This is a genomic window from Paenibacillus sp. FSL P2-0322 (genome assembly GCF_037975315.1).
In the GTDB taxonomy this organism is placed as follows: domain Bacteria; phylum Bacillota; class Bacilli; order Paenibacillales; family Paenibacillaceae; genus Paenibacillus; species Paenibacillus polymyxa_B.
In genome coordinates, this window is the sequence record NZ_CP150243.1 from 3,495,817 (window position 1) to 3,514,682 (window position 18,866).

Below are 18,866 nucleotides of genomic sequence, written 5' to 3' on the forward strand. Positions count from 1 at the left end.
ACGGGTTTCATCCGCACTCCCATTCATTACATGATCGTCGCGTGTACTTCTTTGTTCATCGTTTGGGCTGGTTTATTATGTTCATCAACAAATACCACTGTTGGTTTGTATGTTTTGGCCTCTTCATTCGACATGGAAGCATAGGAAATAATAATGACTGTATCACCAGGCTGCACCAAACGGGCTGCCGCACCGTTGAGACAGATCACTCCGCTCCCACGCGGTCCGGGGATAACATAGGTTTCCAGTCGAGCTCCATTGTTATTGTTTACAATTTGAACCTTTTCATTCTCCAACAGATCCGATGTCTCCATGAGATCTTCATCTATAGTGATACTCCCCACATAGTTCAGGTTAGCTTCCGTAACGGTAGCGCGGTGAATTTTGGATTTCATCATGGTTCTAAACATGGGAAAGCACCTCCGCCTTCTGTATTCTTATATTGTCAATCAGTCGGGTATTGCCAAATTTCACAGCCAGCGCTACGATGACATCTTCCTGAACATCACATAGCCGTTGCTCGGGAAGAAGGGGCTCCAGACCGGGAAAAGTTAATATTTCAATGTAATCAATGTCTGCTAAAGGAGAGGAAGTAATGGTGGACTCCACCATTTGATGTAGCTGACGAATCGTAATTGTGTTTGTTACAATATCTTCGCTCACTTCTTGCACCTTACGCAGTGACTGGGACAGCACCAACGCCTGCTCGCGCTGTTCTGCACTTAAATACACATTACGGGAGCTGAGGGCCAAACCATCCGCCTCTCTGACGATGGGACAAGGTACGATAGTCACGTTCATATTGAGATCAGTCACCATCTGCTGGAGCACAGCAACCTGCTGCGCGTCCTTCATTCCAAAAAAGACCAAATCAGGACCTATCATGTTAAAAAGCTTGGCTACCACCGTAGTCACACCATCAAAATGGCCGGGACGGGAGGCACCGCACAAGCGATCTGTCAAAGCGGATACACGAATTTTGGTTTGGGTTGGTTGTGGATACATTTCTGCTACAGTTGGCAAAAATACAATATCCACGCCCTCGCGCCGTGCTACCTCCAAATCACGAGCTTCATCGCGGGGGTAGCTTTCCAGATCTTCATTCGGTCCAAATTGAATCGGATTTACGAAAATGCTAAGCACCACCGTATCTGCCATTTCACGCGCCTTGTGCATCAAGCTCGCATGTCCTTCATGCAGGTATCCCATTGTTGGTACAAAGCCGACTTTATGTTGCTGTAAAGAAGCAGAATCGTTTATTGTTTTTGCTCCGTTTGTCCCAAGCTGCCGACGTTCAGCAATAATCTTGCGCAGCTGAGCCACTTCTCTTACGATGATCATGACCGAGATTCCACCTTTTCCTTAGCTTGTTCCTGTGTCTGTCCTTTTGCCTTACCGTATAGGGATTCCACAACGCGGTCATCCGCGCTGAACACATGCTCTGCGGCCGGAAATGCCCGCCCTTTCACATCACTCACATACTGCTCAATGCTGCTGCGGATCAAGCCGCCTACATCGGCATAGGTTTTAACAAAGCGTTTGCTGAAATAAGGCGATGCGTACTGAATCAGATCGTGATAAACAAGTACCTGACCGTCACATCCACGTCCAGCACCAATTCCAATGGTTGGAATGGAAAGCTCTTTAGAAATCGCTGTTGCCACTTCCTCAGTTACCAATTCCAGTACAACGCCAAAAGCACCCGCCTGCTCCAGCGCCTTGGCGTCCGCCATCAACCGGCGTGCGTCCGCTTCGTCCTTGCCTTGAATGCGATAGCCGCCAATTTGATTAACCGATTGCGGAGTAAGCCCAATATGTCCCAATACAGGCACACCTGCCTGAACAGTTGCTTTTACGACATCGGCAATTTCAGCTCCGCCCTCCAATTTAACAGCATGCACATGTCCTTCCTGCATCAGACGGCGGATGCCCTGAAGACTTTCTGATACGCTGCTGTGATATGTCATAAAAGGCATGTCCGCTACGATAAATGTATGTTCCGCGCCTCTTGCGACTGCCCGGGAATGGTACACGATATCATCCAAGGTTACAGGGATGGTTGAATCGTAACCAAGAACTACGTTACCCAGCGAGTCACCTACGAGAATCATGTCAATTCCCGCCTCCTCGGCTATTTTAGCCGATGGATAATCATAGGCGGTCAGCATACTAAGCGGAATGCCCTCTTGCTTCATTTTTTTCATTTTCACAATATTCAGTGCTTGTTTTCCTGCCATTGCGAATGGCTCCCTTCCATCTTTTTTTGGCACAAAAAATAACCTTTTATGAACGCCTGTACATCTGCGTCATCAAAAGGTCCGAACAGCCAAAAAAGACACTCATTTTGAGATCGTCCCTTCTGTCTCGGTCCTGTTCGGCTCAGAGCAGAATCCAACGTAACCTTCAAATGAAGTTATGATGGTCTTACAAACTTGCTAAAGTAGAGCATGTGCCCCTGGAGTGCAGCTCGGACCGTCCGATGCCGCCTCCTGCACAGTATAACAAAAAACATCAGCTTTTTCACGTGAAGTTTTGCACAGGGAATAGAACGATTTCGGTCGTTTTCATAGCTAAGGTCGCTTCTATAATTGTATATCCCCTGAAATGACCTGAATTCGCTCTCCCTGATCCGTTTCTATCACGAGTGCCCCGGAAGGGTCCAAGCCAACAGCTGTACCTTCTACAGTTATCCCTTGTCCGGTATGTGCCCGTACACTACGGTTCATAGTCACGGACAAAGCCTCCCACAGCATGGCTATAGGCTGGAACCCCTGCTCGGCATACAACTTACTTAGCTGTTCCATCTCTTCCAGCACTGAGGCAATCAGCACAGTACGGTCAATTTCACGCCCTGCTTCTATTTTCAATGACGTTCCCACCTGCGATAACTCTTCCGGGTAATCTTCTTTATTCAAATTTACGTCAATGCCGATCCCTGCAATACAATAGCGAACCCGTTGATCCTCTGTTGCAGATTCCAACAGAATACCGGATACTTTGCGACCATGAATCAGCAGATCGTTTGGCCATTTGATACCAGCCTCCACACCCGTCAGCCGACGAATGGCTCTACACACTGCTACACCTGTAAGTAGCGTTAGCTGGGGGGTAAAAGCCAAAGGCTGGGTAGGGCGCAACACAATGCTCAACCAGACTCCTTTGCCACGAGGTGAATACCACTTCCGCCCCTGACGTCCCCGACCTGCCGTTTGTTCCTCTGCAAGCACTACTGTCCCCTCTGGCGCGCCCTCTTCTGCCAAACGCATGGCATCCTGCTGAGTGGATACCGTCGAATCCAGTACAACGATACGCTGGCCAAACGATTGGGTATTTAATATATCGGCCAATTTGGAGACTTCTAGCCGATCCGGTCGGGATATCAACCGATAGCCCCGACGCGAGGAGGCATCAATATTGTAGCCCAACTCACGCAGTTTGTTGATCTGCTTCCATACTGCTGTTCGGCTAACCGAGAGCCGTCGGCTGATTTCCTCCCCTGATACGTAATCGGATGTACCTTCCTCCAGTATGCCTAACAATCTTTCATGATTATTCACTACTCATCACCCGTTTCGCTTCCTGAAGCAATGTTTCTGTTTCATTCGGAATATCTCCACAGGCAACAGCTTGTAAAAGCTGTTCCATCATCTGACCCAGCCAAGGTCCGCCTGGTCGATTCATCGCCTGAACCAGTTCATTTCCTGTAATATTTAAATCTTTGATACGAACGACTACAGCCTGCTTTGTCCACAAGCTTGCCAGTTCGGCTGTTTTCGCCACATGCTTTTCTACCCATGGCGATAATCCGCGGAATGAAGCAGGCAGTGTATTGTAAAGATCAAGCCAGTCTGAAGCTGTATCCTTTCCCAGTCTAATTAGCAGTCGAATCCAGCTACGACGCAGTGCCTCATCGTTGATAATGTCAGACTCCTCCGTAACGGAGTCGCCAGCTATGACACTAGTACTGTAGATTAATTCGGTCTCCCATTCCAGCAAATGAACCAGCCGAAGTCGTACCGCGTTGGAGAAGGTCCAAGCTCTTAGTAGCTCGTCAGCTACCTCTGAGGTAAGTCTACAAGACATTAAGAGCAGGCCCCACCGCAGTTCTTCTTGCAGTTGAACGATCCCCTTGAGCGCTTGTGCTTCACATTGCTCCCAGGGAACCGGAACCTTCGTACAGCCGAGCAATCCGCTACGCCCCAGCATCTCCAACCCACGTAAAGGGTCAGGGCCCGCCAGCATCTTTTCCAGCTCGACCCGCACACGTTCCATGGCTATGTAACGAAGTCCCTCTCTGCGCCGAATCATACCTTTCCAGGTGTTGAATGCAACGCGGAACCGAAATACAGAGGCAAAACGGATGCAACGCAGCATCCGCAACCCGTCCTCCTCAAAGCGTTCCTCGGCTCGGCCTACACAACGAACGAGAGCAGCTCGTAAATCGGCTTCTCCCCCAAACGGGTCCACCCGCTCTCCGTGTTCTGCCATCGCAATCGCATTCATAGTAAAATCCCGTCGCATCAGATCCTCACGGATATCCTTCACGAAGGCAACTTCCGTTGGACGGCGGTGATCGGCATAACCGCTTTCCGTACGAAAAGTGGTCACCTCGAACGCATGACCACCCTGCATGACCGTAACCGTCCCATGCTGAATCCCTGTCGGAATGACGTGAGGGAATAGCGCTATGACCTGTTCAGGCTCAGCCGAAGTGGTCAAATCCATATCATGAATAGCTCGTCCTAATAGCTCATCCCGCACACAACCACCGACCCAGTAAGCTTCGTGTCCTGCTGCTGTTAGTGTATGTATGACCTCTCTACCATGAAGAGCCATCTCTTGGTCAGCATATTGCCAAGTATTTGTATTCACAGGGTTTCCCCCTTTGCAAGTATTCAATATAAAAAACGGACGCGAGTCCGCCCCCTTAAACGCTGATCGGTTTAAGATCCGGCACCTCGCGTCCCAACACACGGTAATATATTTCTTCATATTGACGGGTAATCAGCTTATCACAGAAAACGGTACGGGCGCGTGTCAGACACGCTTCACGGAAACGTTCCGCCATCGCTTCATCGGACAACAGCTCTACTGCATAATCAGCCATTGCCTCCGTATTACCGATTTCAGCAAGATACCCTGTAGTTCCATGCACAACGAGTTCAGGTACTCCCCCTGCCTGAGAACCGATTGTCGGCACTCCACAGGCCATTGCTTCCAGCGCAACCAGACCAAAACTTTCTTTTTCCGAGGGAAGCAGCAGTACATCCGCCATAGAAATCACTTCTGCGATCTGATCCTGCTTACCTAAAAAGAAGACCTTATCTTGCAGACCTAAAGTCTCGATTTTGCAACGGATTTTTGGAAGATCCGGTCCTTCCCCCACCAACAGAAGCTTCGCAGGTACTTTACGTTGCACTCTTTCAAATATATCCAACACATCTCCCACCCTTTTGACAGGACGGAAATTGGAAATATGCATCATTATTTTTTCATGCGGTTGGGCAAAATCACTTCTAAGCGCAGCGGCATCTCGTGGATAATATACCCGTTTATCTACAAAATTGTAGGTTAAATCAATAGGCCGTGTAATTTCCAACGCATCTATCGTCTCCCGAATCAAATCCTTGGAAACCGCTGTCACAGCGTCACTTTTGTTAATAGCCAGCCGAATCAGGTCCTTCAACGACTCATCCTGTGCCAACACGGTAATGTCCGTACCATGCAAGGTGGTTACCACCTTCAGATGATCACCCACCATTTCCTTCGCCAAGTAAGCGCATACTGCATGTGGTACCGCATAATGAACATGGAGTACGTCCAAATTCTTCATTTGTGCGACTTGGGCCATTTTGGTCGCCAGTGACAAATCATATGGCGGATATCTAAACACGTAATAATCGTTAACTTCAACCTCATGATAAAAAATATTTTTTTGAAACGCCCCGCCTAATCTGAACGGAATGCTATTGGCAATAAAATGGACCTCGTGCCCTTTTTCTGCCAGCAACTTACCCAACTCAGTAGCCACTACGCCGGAGCCACCCAGCGACGGATAACAGGTAATTCCAATTTTCAGTTTGTCATTCAAGCTAAGCTGCCTCCTTCCGCCCATCAGTGATAACTTTTCTGCCGATTTATTTTAACATTCTGCAAAATGCTCAAGTATAGAATTCTTATGTCAGGATTTTGCAAAATTCGATTCCAATCGCTCCGAAGTACAAGATATAGACAAACTAAACCATTTCGATCTATATCTTATCATTGGAAGTCGCTTATTGGATTTTTGCAAAATCCTTATGTGAATAGCTTAACCAGGTATGGCGTTTTGGACGCAAAGCCTTCTGCATACGAAATCAGTTTGCGCTGACCCAACAACGAGTCACGAGCTTTTACGCGTTCTACATATCCCTGATTTAATGGTGTGGATACTGTATCCTTTCCAGGCGTTGCCTGAAATTGCGAAGCATAACTCAACAACGACTGTTCCTTGGCTTCATAATGCTCGGTAATATCCACAATCAAATCCGTTCTGCCAATATCATTAATAAAATAAAAATATAATTGCTCTACCTGTACCGCAGGATTTTCTGGCATAAAACGTCGCAACTTGGCGTTAAATACCGCTTCCTCCACCAACTTGCTGCACATGACATGGTCTGGATGCCGATCCTCCCAATAAGGAGCGAATACAACTTTAGGTGCATGGCGTCGAATTTCTGCTGTAACTGCAGCTACATGTTCAGGAGTCACATTTAATCCACGATCAGGCAGACCCAAATTCGTACGCACAGCAAGCCCGAGCACTTTCGAAGCATGTTCAGCTTCTGACATACGAGTATCCACATCACCATTGGATGACATTTCAGCCCGCGTCAAATCGCACACGCCCACCTTTAAACCAGCGGCTGTATGCTTGGCAATCGTGCCACCCATTCCTATTTCTGCATCGTCGGCATGGGCTCCGAAAATCAGGATGTCCAACGTCATTTTACATCACCCTGCTGGTCGATGCCCGGTTTATATTTATGTACCAGCTCACGCCAAGCAAAATCGCCACGGTCTAGTGCTTTGACCAGTATTTCAGCAGTTGCAACGTTAGTTGCCAAAGGGATCCCCTGCACGTCACACAAACGTAACAAGGCGCTAATGTCCGGCTCATGCGGTTGTGCCATGAGCGGATCACGCAAGAATATAATCAAGTCCATGTCATTTTGCGCAACCATAGCCCCGATTTGCTGATCTCCTCCAAGCGGCCCGGACATGAAACGGTGAATTTGAAGCTTGGTTTGCTCCATAATGCGCAGACCTGTTGTACCTGTTGAAAATAATTGGTGATCTGTAAAAACATGCTCATAGGCCGTTATGAAATTCACCATTTCATCCTTTTTTCGGTCATGCGCTATAAATGCAATCTTTAACATTCAAAGTTCCTCCTGCCTCATTCTATAATTTCATTCGTCAAATCATTCGCGTATTCTTAATCGATGTAATGCTCAAATCCATATACAAGCCCTGGCTGCTCCATGACCTTCTGAATTCCGATTTTAACACCAGGCATATAGCCCGCCCGTTCATAAGAATCCTGACGAATTTTCAGAGATTGTCCAAATCCTCCGAATATAACTTCTTGCTGTGCGAACACACCGGGAAGACGGACACTGTGGACACGGAACCCTTGATAGTAACCCCCCCGTGATCCTTCTAACGTTTCTTCCTCTTCCGGGTTACCCTGTCGTAGCTCTTCACGCTGTTCGGCGATCAGCTCTGCGGTCTTAATGGCTGTGCCCGATGGCGCGTCCAATTTTTGGTCACCATGATATTCGATGATTTCCAGATGTGGGAAGTATTTCGCTGCCTGAGCCGCAAAACGCATCATCAAAATGACCCCAATCGAAAAGTTTGGCGCGATCAGACCACCAATTTGCTGCTCACGACACTGCTTGTCCAGTTCATCAATCTGTTCGGGGGTAAACCCTGTCGTTCCGATAACCGGACGAACTCCATGCTTGATAGCAAGCGCTGTATGTGCGTACGCAAAACGCGGCCCCGTAAAATCGACCATGACATCCGCACGACTCTCCAGTAAAGCCTGCTCCACATCCTCCACAATAGCGATACCCGCTTCCGGTAGTCCGACGAGAAGGCCGGCATCACTGCCGGCATGTGTTCTGTTCACTGCGGCCACAAGCTGTAGTTCCTCATCCTGAAGAACCAATTTGATAACTTCACGGCCCATACGCCCTGCTGCTCCTACAACAGCCACTTTTATTGGTTCTGACATATCCCTACAACTCCTTATGCATCCATTTGTGTTAGATCTGTTCATTCATCTGCTGGCATAACTTCTTCATGAGGTTGGCAAGCTGCACATTGTGAGGAAACAGTGCAGCCGCCTCACGAGCAGCCTGCACAGCCAGCTTATACTCATTCAATTCGTCATAAATCAATGCAAGCAGCAAAAAAGCATCCCCACATAACGGATCGAGGGCTATTGCTCGTTCCAGTAGTAAAATCGCATCCTGACGCACCTGTGGCGTAGCTCTGTCAACATCCAGCATTTTTCTGGCCTTCTCCGTATGCTGCCTGGCTTCCTGCGCATGCAGATGGAGAACATATTCATCCTGCTGTGGAGCAAGACGAACCGCATGCTCTGCATATGCGAGAGCCTGCTCCAAACGACCACTGCGAGCATAGGTAACCGAGCACCGGAAATAATGCTCCGCATGATCAGGCTGGGCTGAAATTGCTTTTTCAAACCATTCCACGGCCTGCTCAAAATCGTTCTGCAAAATGCACTGATAAGCTTTCTGAACGTATTCCTCCGCCTTCATGACACTGCACCTCCGGGTAACCGGTTTGGTACAGCATATGTACAAAACGCCTAATCGGTGTCCTTTTTAGTCCAGCGATTCGCGTCACGCGTGTTAAATTTTTGCATGACCTTATCATGAGCCTCGGTCAAATTTATACCTAGTGAGTTCGCAAAGCAAACTGTGATGAACAAAATGTCCCCCAGCTCCAGCTCAATGGAATTGTCCGCCTCATCCGTTTTTTTCGGTTTCTCGCCAAAGGAGTGATTAACTTCCCTCGCCAGTTCCCCGACTTCCTCAGACATCCGGGCCAACATCGCCAAAGGGCTAAAATACCCTTCCTTAAATTGAGATATATACTGGTCTACCTCACGTTGAATTTCATCTAATGATTTTTCCATGAAACACGCAATCCCCCCATGTGCAGGTTTATTCATATGTTATCGTAAAGCACATTTTAAAACAAATTTTTTTTAATTGTGTACTTATGATCCCAACTTACAGTCATCAGTCTTTTAAAGCTAGCGTAAAAAGGTATACTACATATAAGGAGCTGCGATTTAGCAAAATCAGCATGAAGTCGTTCTTCCTTAAACTGCTACTGCGAGGGATTATATGAAGATATCCAAGTCCATGGAACAGCTTAAAATGATTTTATCCATTGTGCTCGGGACCGCCATTTATGCATTCGGTCTGCTTTATTTTATTATACCCAGTAAACTGATGGAAGGTGGTATTACAGGGATCACCCTGCTGCTTAATTATGCTTTTTCGATTTCACCCTCTCTCTCCACATTACTTCTGAACATTCCTTTATTTTTAATTGGTTGGAAAATGCTTGGGGGCAAGCAAATTCTATATACAGGGGTAGGTATCGGGTCGCTCACTTTTTTTCTGTGGTTATTTGAAAAAATGATTCATTTCGGATGGATGGGAACGTTTCAGACTGAACACGATTTTATACTTTCTTCATTATATGCAGGGGTTACGCTTGGGGCCGGGTTAGGTATTGTGTTCCGCTTTGGCGGCACCACGGGCGGCTCGGATATTATCGCTCGTATTCTAAACCGGAAGTTTGGCTGGAGTATGGGAAGGATTCTGCTGGTCATTGATATTGTCATTATCGGTGCTTCACTACTTTACATACCAAAAGAAAAAATTCTATATACATTAGTCGCCGTGTTCATCGCGTCCAAGATTATTGATTTTATACAAGAAGGGGCCTATTCCGCCAGAGCCTTTATGATTATCAGCGACCACACGATGGACATTGCGGATATTATTATTAGGGACATGGATCGCGGAGTTACTATTATTCCGGCTGTAGGTGCATTTTCCAAGCAGGCCAAGCATGTTGCCTATTGTGTCGTGCCTCGTCAGGAAATACGACGTTTGCACCAAATTGTTAAATCGGTTGATCCACGGGCGTTTATTATCATACAGGATGTGCATGATGTTCATGGAGAGGGGTTCAAAGAGGAATAGCCCGGAAATCCGGGCGATGGGCTAACCTATATGGATGGCTCAGCAGCCAACGACGCGAATGTTTGAATTTTGCATCGTTATCCAGAGAGACCAGCTCGATATTTACGATAACCTGCATAGACCAGCGCCAGCAGAACAATCATGCCGATTGCCAATTCTGCCCGGCGCTCACTTTCACGCGGGATAAATGGCGCCAGGGCAGTGGCGTCTTTTTCACGTCCAAACAAGGCATTAAACGTCGGATTCCCCTGATCCAACGCCCCTCTAATCGCTGAGGCATCTGCATTTTGCTGATCCCCCAAACCTTTGACGTAGGAAATCCATGAGTCAGCCCGGACAACTTCACTTGTTCTGCCATGAATCAATGCTGCTGTACGGATCGTCTCATAGTGGTCCTCCAGCACTGCGGCTCCAGCTTTGAAACCCTTCATGTTACCTTTAGCAAACTGGCTGTTCAAGCCACTAACATCTTCTTTTAAAATCTTATAATACTGCTGCCATAAAGGCTGACGCGGATGTGCAAGCGCATCGGTCGCAAGTCGTAAATTGGCCGCAGCCTTCACCCACTCATCCGGTGATGCTTGGACGGACTGTGTAGCTTGCTGCACCTCAAGGATGCTGCCGGACAAAGCATGAATGGCCTCTACAGATAACGCTGCCTGCACCTGTCCGGTGCCAAACCATCGACTCACCTCGGCTACATCCGCGCGCGCTTTTTCAATGTTCCCGTCCATGACATCCCGGTACAGTATCGCAGCTGCATGATCTAGTTCCTCAATTTCTTTTGTATTTCCTATGGGTTTTGACTGATCACGCGCTTCTGCCACACCTGGAGGGACGCAGACAGACAGCAGCAGGACCATAGATAAAACAACACTCGAAACAATACGTATCATAATTTGAAACGCCTGACCCCTAAACATGGGACATCCCTCCTCACCTTACTGTATGGCAAGGTTACCGGGACTAGAACTTGCTTTAGGACGAATCGTTTGAAGCCGGGTTATGCCCGGGACAAAATAGGAAACATTCGTTGGTTTTCTTTACATGTGTTTTGATCTTTAGTTTTATAAAATAGCGTCGTATCTTCCTGTTTCAACAGAGAAATATTGCAGCCTTCCTGTTCTCTTGGTGTAAAGCCAAAAACAACCTTCTTCGTTTCTTGTTTCGTTACCGCTGACAGTATGATATCCATAGGAATTTCGCCCGTTCCATAAATATCGTAACAATTCATCGTATCCCCTTCAAAATCTGCAACCACAATCGTATCGTATTGAGGTATATACCAAAATTTATCTTTAAAAAACGAGATGGCATAGAATAAGACCAGCCATTCACTACTTTTCGCAGCAAAAAGTGAATACGGATTTAATCTAGCACTTTTATTTTTGAGTAAATTTAAATCCGACTGCTCTTCCATGTTCAATTTCTCAACTTTAATGTCTACGTTGTTTGCGGTTACTTTCCGGTTTAATTGATATTCTTGTACCGAAACAAACCCGAATTTAGGGTAAAAATTCTTCACACTATCATTTGCGAACAAATACATAGCATCACAGTTGCCCTGCCAATCTTCTAATACACGTTCTATTAAAAACCGGCTCAACCCTTGATTTCTATAGTTGGTATCCGTCATTACAGTTCCGATTTGGATACACTTTCTCATTTCACTCGACAAACAAAAATCCATCAGACTTATAGATACATTAGCCACAACAACCTCCCCATCTAAAAGTACGTAAGGGATATATTTATCATTCCAAAAGCCCAATTGATACCAAGCCTCAAAATCAAAACCAAAGCTTTGTTTGGCTAATTGATTAAAGCTCTTTCTTATTTTAAGATCATCACGGATTCCTTTTTTAAATATATATTCTTTTTGGTTTATAACAATATTCATCTCTATTTCTCCACTTCTACTCCCTTTCGATTGCGCCCAAACATGGCAAGCCATGTCGCTATGATACTGACAAGGGTCAGCATATAGGTAAAAGCACGCACTTGCGGTACATCATCCGTTAGCGTCTTCGGAAGATACGGATATATGCCAAATGTATAATCCATCGTATCATTTAACAATGTCCAGAGTGCAGCTAGGCATAAAGCAGTCCATTTGCAGGTGAAAAAACGCACGAACAGTAACACTTCGACCGCCATTGCCGTGTGAGATGCCACCAGCATCCAATCCTGCCATATCATGTGTCCCCCCTGCGCGACTCCCCAAAAAATAATAGCCGAAGCCCAGATGCCATATTTTACACTCGTGACAACAGCCAACGCCTCCATGATCTGGCGAATGACCTTTAAGCTCTTGAGATGCGGAGAATAGAGCAAAAATGCTATAGAGATCGTAAAAAACAGACTCGCCGTCGGACTATCAGGCACAAATACAATCTGCCACAACTGGTGATAATTTAGTGTATATTCCAACTGCCCCCCATACCATATGTACCCATACACTGTTCCCACAAAATTACACCAGAACAGCAGCCACAAAAAAGGCCGGCTCGTCAAGAACGACCGGCTCCACAAATAAGATAACGACACGTCCTTCATCCTCCGTTCATACGACAGTTACCTTGTACAGGCTCCATCCTACAAAGACTATATCATATCCAAGCGTATCAAAAAAACCTGACCGCCGCTACAGTCAGGTTTGATGATTATAATCTCGAACTAACGATTTGTCTGAAATCCAACTTAGGGTTCCTAAAATTGTTCTAACTCATTGCTTTCAGCTCATCCGTAAGATGACGAAAAGCTACTTCATCTCCGGAGGCTAGCGCCTCATCAATATCCTTGTAGAGTTTTTCACTCCGGTGTTTACGTAATGCCTCGTCCAAAACCATCTCAGCAGACAGGCCCAACATTACTTCATAAGTAACCTTCATTTTATCCATAGGATGCACCTCCAACATGAGTTTAAGAGATCCTATATTCTTTTCCTTTCGCCACATAGCTGAGTGCCGTTCGTGACATCCGCTGCAAATCTGCATCTGTCAATTCGCGCACCACTTTGGCAGGTGTACCGAGAGAAAGAGTATAGGGTGGTATTTTGGTATTTTCCGTAACGACCGACCCTGCTCCTATTAAAGCATATTCACCAAGCTCCGCTCCGTTGAGTACAATGGCCCCCATACCGATTAAAGTGCCTTTGCCTACCGTACAACCGTGGATTATTGCAGCATGACCTACCGAAATGTCATCCGCCAGCAACAGGGGCTGATCCGTGTTCACATGTCCCACGACACCGTCCTGAATATTGCAGCGTTCACCGATGATGATAGGCGCCATATCTCCGCGCAGTACGGCATTAAACCATACAGAGGAATCTTGACCGATCGTTACTTTTCCGACAATTTTTGCTCCTTCTGCCACATAGACAGATGAATGGAGCTGTGGCATGTTTCCGTTATAGTGAATCAGCATCAACTTCACCCTCTCATTTTGGGTGAAATTCTATCAACATGTGTGCTGCTTGTCAATGGAGCCGTATACCCGAGTCGTTCCGCCCAATGCGGCACTCTCCCGCCAACTTCAGCCCCCAGGCCGTCATCTGTACAGATGGTCCTGTCGAATGTTCACCCTGACGAAGCATACCCAAGTGAAGCATCATTCGTATAATCCTCTGATCAAAGACCGAACGGGGCGTATCATAGTAAAACGGTCGAATCAGTGGGCCGATATGTACAAAAAGCGACTCTGAGGACGTCCAAGGCCTGGCACATTCTCCAATCCAGTAGACTAGAGAGAGCAAATTAGGAACGGCTCCTTTATACAATCTTAACCAAAACCTGAATAGCTGTATCATTTCCTGCTCAATTGTATGCTCCTGATGCGCTTCTCCCTTTGCCGTCAGCACAACTTGGTCCCCTTTCTCCTCAATGTACTTGGAGTGACGGGCATAATCATACAGTAGTGCCATTCGGTCTGGATAAAACTTAAAAGAGGAGCCATACCCGAAACGCCATCCTCCCTTACCCAAAAGCGGCTCCGCAATGTGCAAATGCTCCATCAGCTGCTGCTGATTGCGACGATACCAAGCTCCCTCGGGATTTAGCGGAACCTCATGCTGCCCCATGTATTGAAGGAAAAGCCGTAAATCCTCTGCCAGCAGATGCCCTTCATCCCGGTACGACGACGGTTCGCTCACCCGTGTCATTCCGCTTTGGAAGTCATGTACCATAACACGTCGAAAACGCTCCTTCATATCCAACGGAATTTGGAACAAATACCTCGTATTGTGCGTCGAACCATTGAACAACCAGCCACTAGAACGCAGACGGGTCACAATATCCCTTGGCCGCTCACCAGGACTTTCGTCCTCCTCAACAGACTGTTTGGCTATTGCAACCAATTCCTCCATGCTGAAATACGGTCGGTCATCGAACAGCAGCGCGTTCAAAAACCTTACCTCTGACAACCTCAGCTCCTTGACCTGCGTCTCAAAAAAACTACTGCTGCCGAGCTTCGTCAAAATCCCCTGGATCAACTCATGCTTGGAATTAGGTTTACAGTCACAATCGTAATACACCGCGATTCTGTTCAAATGCACAATATCCGCAAATGTCAGCATATCCGCCAGATTCATTGTTCCATCGCCTCGTCACTGGACTGTCATCCGGAATTGATTCTTACCTGTTGTACCCACAGCTTTGACGGATTGTTCAGACTCTAAACCTTTTTTTTGCAAAGCTATAATTAAAAAATAAAAAAGACCACGACTCCTACAATGAGTAGAAGCCATGGTCTTTTACTAACTTTTTGAGTTACAGTCACTTTTCTCTTGCAAATGCTTCGTGCAGTTATACAAAAGTGGTGCCCAATCCATATCCTCACGCTGGAGTACACTAAGTGACAAATTGCCGATTCGTTCCGTGAATTTTTCCTGATACAGAGCCTTATACAAATTAGCCAAAAAACCGCCGTGGGAAACGACCAGCAGATTCTTGTCCCGATTTCCCGTCCAAATGGCCTCCATAAAAGCTAGCCCACGAAGCTGAAGATCTGCATCGCTTTCCTGCCCGAGATCCAGCAGATGCCAGTCGACTCCCCACTTCTCTTCACGCTCGGCCTGCGTCATGCCCTCGACCTGACCATAAGCACGTTCTCTTAGTCGATCATCAGACTCTAACAACGGGAGATGCAGAGCAGAAGCAATAATCTCCCCGGTCTCTTTCGCTCTGGAGAGACTACTTGTAATAAGCCCGTCCCAATGATAAGGCTCTTCCTTTAATCGTTCTGCTAGCAAGCGTGCCTGTCGGCGCCCTTCCTCATTCAACGGAATATCACTGTGGCCCTGGATTTTCCCTACCGCATTCCAATCCGTCAATCCATGTCTGATCAAGCCAATAAGCATCGTGTCGTTTCCTCCGCTGTTTTGTTATTCAGTCATTGTTATGAATTCATATTGGACCAGCTGTCCTGCTAATTTCTGACCCTTCTCGCCCGATGGATCCAGCCCAGAGAAAATAAAGCAAGCGCAAGTGCCAATACAGACAACAGCATCCAGTATTGCGGATAAGTAGGAACAATGCTAGCAACCAGCGGGTCCATAATGCCACTATTCACATCTTTAATGTGGTATTGATATTGTGGAGATGTACTTGTAGTTTCCAACAGGCCTGTCGGTAAAATACCAGTGTCCATGACAGGAGCTGCTTGAGGGGGATTTTCCTGAGAGGAGCTTCCATTCCAGTTCAAAAACAAAAAGCTGCATAAAAATACGGCCAAGAAGCCGGCGATCCATACAGACATATACTTACGGGCTGCTGGGTTCACACGCGCACGTCGATGCTCGCCCGGAACAAGCCACGGTGATTCTTCATAAATTCGATCCATGACCCTGCGATTCATTGCCTCTAGCTTATCATCTGTTATTTCAAAGGAAATATCACGAATGGTGGATCGATTTTCTTTTGACAAATCCCACTCTTTTTCTTCCGAACCATGCTCCCACCCAGCAGACGAGCTTTTGGCCCGTCTGCGCTCCGAGTCTTGTTTCGATACATTTTTGCCTGTAGCGAACAAATCCTCAGTGTCCCTGGATTTCATTGGCTGCTCATCCCTTCGTTTTCCTCATAGAGAGGCTCAAAAAAATAAGGCTCCAACTGCGTCTTCACACTGGTTCTTGCCCGGAAAAGCAATGACTTCACCGCACTGACCGTCTGTCCTAAAATAGTCGCAATCTCCTGATAATCTAATTGCTCATATTCACGCAAAATCAGCGCAGATCGCTGCTTCTCAGGCAATCTATTGATCGCTTCACGAACCATCTCTACCTTCTCACCGCGAAGGACGGCCTGCTCCGGAATTACATCCGATGGAGCTACCGGTACATAACCGCTCTCCTCCAATGGAACCTGACCGCTACGGTGCTTGCGAAGCTCACTTAGCACCGTATTGCGTGCAATTGTATATAACCAAGTGGAGAACGATGCGTCTACCTCGCGAAAAGAGTGCAGGCTCCGATACGCTTTATAAAACGTTTCTGAGCATAAGTCCTCAGCAATCATTTCCAGGTTCGAACTTTTCAGCATATGATAAACAAAAGCTAAAATTTTACGTTGGTGCCGCCTCATTAATTCTGAATAAACCTCAACATTACCTTGTTTGATTTCCTGAATCATCTGGGAATCTGTCATCATCCGAGTGAGACCCTCCTCGCCCATACATGTGCTGTTTTCCCGTTCGATTCTGTCTATATATACCGAACAGGTCAAAAAAAGTTGCGCACTCTGCGCAAATGGATGAAACAGCATCATGGAACATTTGTTATTTTCTTACCCTATGTAGTGCCAACATTAACGGTGCTATCCCCAACAATATTCAACATCCAAAATGGACTTACCCATTGTACCACAAAATGACCGCCAGTAAAAAAGTCCAAAATCCCCACGATTTCCATCAATGCCTCCCTAACGCTGGCAACTAATTCATTTATACAGCTTTTCAATGGATTTTAAATTTTTTCAAGATTAAATGACTAACCGATTGAAAGTGTTCTATTCAAATGCACCAATAAGGATAAATACACAAAAAGAAAACGCTTTAAAAAATTATTGACAAAATGAAAACGTATACATATAATAAAAGTACAGTATGGTTTCTCTCCACTCCTATCCTACTCAGCTACTTCACTAAAAGTAGCTACCACCCGGGGCTTTACCCGGGTGGTCTTTTTTTTATTCAAAAAAAGGAGCTTTAAAAAAAGCGGACGAAGAAACCTTCGTCCGCTCTAAATCTTTTCTACTACTTCACTCCCAGAAAGTGCGTGTTGCTTTATAGGCGGTCAGTAGCGCAGAGGTTCATTTGAATCTGGAGAAGCGGAGCGTTCGCCTTTGCCACCGGATTTTCCCATTAAAGAATCTGATCGAAAAAAATCCGGCGGCAACAGCGATCGTAAGATTAAATGAATCGCGAAGCGGCCTCCTTACACAACACACACTTTCCTTTCTAAACCACCACTTTATAGCCCATCGAATCCAGCAGAGTCTTAGCACGCTCCCAATCCTGCTCTTGACGGAAGGAAAGCCGCATGATGCCTGGGACATCCTCCCGGCTTTCAATGATTTGCATATTGCTCAGATTAATGCTGTGATTACCGAGTTCCATAGCAATTCGCCCGATAATCCCTGGGGTATCCGGTACATCAATATACAGATCAAACGTGGAGACGATGACTCCTTTGCGACGCTCTGGCAGTTCACTGCGGAAGTGCCCAGCTGTCAAAAACTCGTCAGCTATTCCCTCACCGTCTTGTATTCTCAGTAAATGGGTAAAACGCTCAATCTGTCCGTTCCATTCTTCCAACAGACCTAGTAAAACTTCACGATTGCTCAGTAAGATGTCCCGCCACACAACCGGATCACTAGAGGCTATCCGTGTAATATCACGGAACCCACCGGCAGCCAATGTACGGTACAACGGATTTTCATCATTGTGCTTTCGCACCTGATTCACCAGCGCCGCTGCAATAATGTGCGGAAGATGGCTAATCGCGCCGACAATGTCATCGTGCATATCAGGTTGGACACGCACAACATGAGCACTAGTATATTTTAACAAACGTTCCAGTGAACTGTATGCTTCCTCTGGCACACCCTCTGCCGGGGAAAGCACATAATATGCGTTTTCAAACAGCAACGCGGAAGCAGCCTTTACACCGGAACGCTCTGAACCGGCCATTGGATGACCACCGATAAAGTAAGCGTTGCGCAAAGAAATTTCTGATGCTTTCTTGGCAATTGCCGATTTCGTGCTGCCTACATCAGTGATAATACAACCCGCTTTAAGCGGTAACTTGCTTAACAGTTCGAGATAATGCTCCAGTAAGCCCACAGGTACGCATAAAAAAATAAAATTGGCATCCGCTGCCGCTTCTTCAACCGAGAGAGTCGCGGTGTCCACGACACCACGGCTTAACATCGGTTCCATCAGTTCAGGGAGATGAGCATGGCCGACAACAGTAATATTCGGCTTCCCTTTAAAACAAAGTGCGAGGGACCCACCAATCAGTCCCACGCCGAAAATGGCAATCTTCATCAATTATCAAATCCCATCTGCGGA

At 46.6% G+C, this 18,866-nt stretch carries 22 protein-coding genes; 1 reads left to right on the forward strand and 21 read right to left on the reverse strand.

Annotation, left to right across the window (positions count from 1 at the left end):
* Positions 1-26: 26 nt before the first annotated feature.
* The 11 genes from panD to MKY24_RS15285 all read right to left on the reverse strand — a co-directional run bounded on the left by panD (position 27) and on the right by MKY24_RS15285 (position 9,214).
* A complete protein-coding gene (panD, locus tag MKY24_RS15235) occupies positions 27-410 on the reverse strand; it encodes an aspartate 1-decarboxylase (protein WP_013371641.1) in 384 nt (127 codons plus the stop codon).
* The gene (gene panC / locus MKY24_RS15240; RefSeq protein ID WP_339200280.1) at positions 403-1,341 is read right to left on the reverse strand and encodes a pantoate--beta-alanine ligase; all 939 of its coding nucleotides are present in this window, start codon (positions 1,339-1,341) and stop codon (positions 403-405) included. Before panC ends, panD begins: the two co-directional genes overlap by 8 nt.
* Positions 1,338-2,237 carry a 3-methyl-2-oxobutanoate hydroxymethyltransferase gene (gene panB, locus MKY24_RS15245; RefSeq protein ID WP_023989139.1) on the reverse strand — a complete coding sequence of 300 codons (900 nt, stop codon included), beginning with the start codon at positions 2,235-2,237 and terminating at the stop codon, positions 1,338-1,340. Before panB ends, panC begins: the two co-directional genes overlap by 4 nt.
* A gap of 345 nt (positions 2,238-2,582) precedes the next feature.
* A complete protein-coding gene (locus tag MKY24_RS15250; protein ID WP_069079761.1) occupies positions 2,583-3,557 on the reverse strand; it encodes a biotin--[acetyl-CoA-carboxylase] ligase in 975 nt (324 codons plus the stop codon).
* The gene (locus MKY24_RS15255) at positions 3,550-4,872 is read right to left on the reverse strand and encodes a CCA tRNA nucleotidyltransferase (RefSeq protein ID WP_339200282.1); all 1,323 of its coding nucleotides are present in this window, start codon (positions 4,870-4,872) and stop codon (positions 3,550-3,552) included. Before MKY24_RS15255 ends, MKY24_RS15250 begins: the two co-directional genes overlap by 8 nt.
* Before the next feature lie 55 nt (positions 4,873-4,927).
* Positions 4,928-6,091 (reverse strand): N-acetyl-alpha-D-glucosaminyl L-malate synthase BshA, encoded by a 1,164-nt coding sequence (gene bshA / locus MKY24_RS15260; protein WP_023989143.1) that lies wholly within the window; start codon positions 6,089-6,091, stop codon positions 4,928-4,930.
* 206 nt (positions 6,092-6,297) lie between these two features.
* Entirely contained in the window at positions 6,298-6,990 is a 693-nt protein-coding gene (gene bshB1 / locus MKY24_RS15265) for a bacillithiol biosynthesis deacetylase BshB1 (RefSeq protein ID WP_023989144.1), read from the reverse strand.
* Complete coding sequence (mgsA, locus tag MKY24_RS15270) at positions 6,987-7,424, reverse strand: methylglyoxal synthase (protein WP_023989145.1); 438 nt, start codon at positions 7,422-7,424, stop codon at positions 6,987-6,989. Before mgsA ends, bshB1 begins: the two co-directional genes overlap by 4 nt.
* A 56-nt stretch (positions 7,425-7,480) precedes the next feature.
* A complete protein-coding gene (gene dapB / locus MKY24_RS15275; RefSeq protein ID WP_023989146.1) occupies positions 7,481-8,284 on the reverse strand; it encodes a 4-hydroxy-tetrahydrodipicolinate reductase in 804 nt (267 codons plus the stop codon).
* A 31-nt stretch (positions 8,285-8,315) separates the two neighbouring features.
* The gene (locus MKY24_RS15280; protein WP_013310696.1) at positions 8,316-8,834 is read right to left on the reverse strand and encodes a tetratricopeptide repeat protein; all 519 of its coding nucleotides are present in this window, start codon (positions 8,832-8,834) and stop codon (positions 8,316-8,318) included.
* Between the two features lie 50 nt (positions 8,835-8,884).
* Positions 8,885-9,214, reverse strand: coding sequence for a nucleotide pyrophosphohydrolase (locus tag MKY24_RS15285; RefSeq protein ID WP_023989148.1), 330 nt, complete (start codon positions 9,212-9,214; stop codon positions 8,885-8,887).
* Between the two features lie 214 nt (positions 9,215-9,428).
* Here MKY24_RS15285 and MKY24_RS15290 point away from each other — a divergent pair, with 214 nt between their 5' ends.
* Positions 9,429-10,298: a YitT family protein gene (locus tag MKY24_RS15290; protein ID WP_023989149.1), complete on the forward strand. Its 870-nt coding sequence runs from the start codon at positions 9,429-9,431 to the stop codon at positions 10,296-10,298.
* A 77-nt stretch (positions 10,299-10,375) separates the two neighbouring features.
* Here MKY24_RS15290 and MKY24_RS15295 read toward each other — a convergent pair whose 3' ends face one another.
* The 10 genes from MKY24_RS15295 to MKY24_RS15340 all read right to left on the reverse strand — a co-directional run bounded on the left by MKY24_RS15295 (position 10,376) and on the right by MKY24_RS15340 (position 18,842).
* A complete protein-coding gene (locus MKY24_RS15295; RefSeq protein WP_023989150.1) occupies positions 10,376-11,221 on the reverse strand; it encodes a sporulation protein YpjB in 846 nt (281 codons plus the stop codon).
* A gap of 80 nt (positions 11,222-11,301) precedes the next feature.
* Positions 11,302-12,198: a GNAT family N-acetyltransferase gene (locus MKY24_RS15300; protein ID WP_264453641.1), complete on the reverse strand. Its 897-nt coding sequence runs from the start codon at positions 12,196-12,198 to the stop codon at positions 11,302-11,304.
* A gap of 2 nt (positions 12,199-12,200) precedes the next feature.
* Entirely contained in the window at positions 12,201-12,845 is a 645-nt protein-coding gene (locus MKY24_RS15305; protein WP_339200285.1) for a DUF1405 domain-containing protein, read from the reverse strand.
* A 173-nt stretch (positions 12,846-13,018) separates the two neighbouring features.
* On the reverse strand, positions 13,019-13,198 hold the full coding sequence (locus MKY24_RS15310) for an IDEAL domain-containing protein (RefSeq protein WP_013371655.1): 180 nt from the start codon (positions 13,196-13,198) through the stop codon (positions 13,019-13,021).
* Between the two features lie 22 nt (positions 13,199-13,220).
* On the reverse strand, positions 13,221-13,727 hold the full coding sequence (locus tag MKY24_RS15315) for a gamma carbonic anhydrase family protein (protein WP_025723088.1): 507 nt from the start codon (positions 13,725-13,727) through the stop codon (positions 13,221-13,223).
* 52 nt (positions 13,728-13,779) lie between these two features.
* Entirely contained in the window at positions 13,780-14,889 is a 1,110-nt protein-coding gene (locus tag MKY24_RS15320) for a hypothetical protein (protein WP_053325667.1), read from the reverse strand.
* Between the two features lie 165 nt (positions 14,890-15,054).
* Positions 15,055-15,657 (reverse strand): histidine phosphatase family protein, encoded by a 603-nt coding sequence (locus MKY24_RS15325; RefSeq protein ID WP_264453639.1) that lies wholly within the window; start codon positions 15,655-15,657, stop codon positions 15,055-15,057.
* Between the two features lie 68 nt (positions 15,658-15,725).
* The gene (locus tag MKY24_RS15330; RefSeq protein WP_071558551.1) at positions 15,726-16,352 is read right to left on the reverse strand and encodes an anti-sigma factor; all 627 of its coding nucleotides are present in this window, start codon (positions 16,350-16,352) and stop codon (positions 15,726-15,728) included.
* Complete coding sequence (locus MKY24_RS15335; protein ID WP_013310707.1) at positions 16,349-16,945, reverse strand: RNA polymerase sigma factor; 597 nt, start codon at positions 16,943-16,945, stop codon at positions 16,349-16,351. The genes MKY24_RS15330 and MKY24_RS15335 overlap by 4 nt, the downstream gene beginning before the upstream one ends.
* Before the next feature lie 808 nt (positions 16,946-17,753).
* Positions 17,754-18,842 carry a prephenate dehydrogenase gene (locus MKY24_RS15340; RefSeq protein ID WP_339200287.1) on the reverse strand — a complete coding sequence of 363 codons (1,089 nt, stop codon included), beginning with the start codon at positions 18,840-18,842 and terminating at the stop codon, positions 17,754-17,756.
* Between the last annotated feature and the right edge of the window lie 24 nt (positions 18,843-18,866).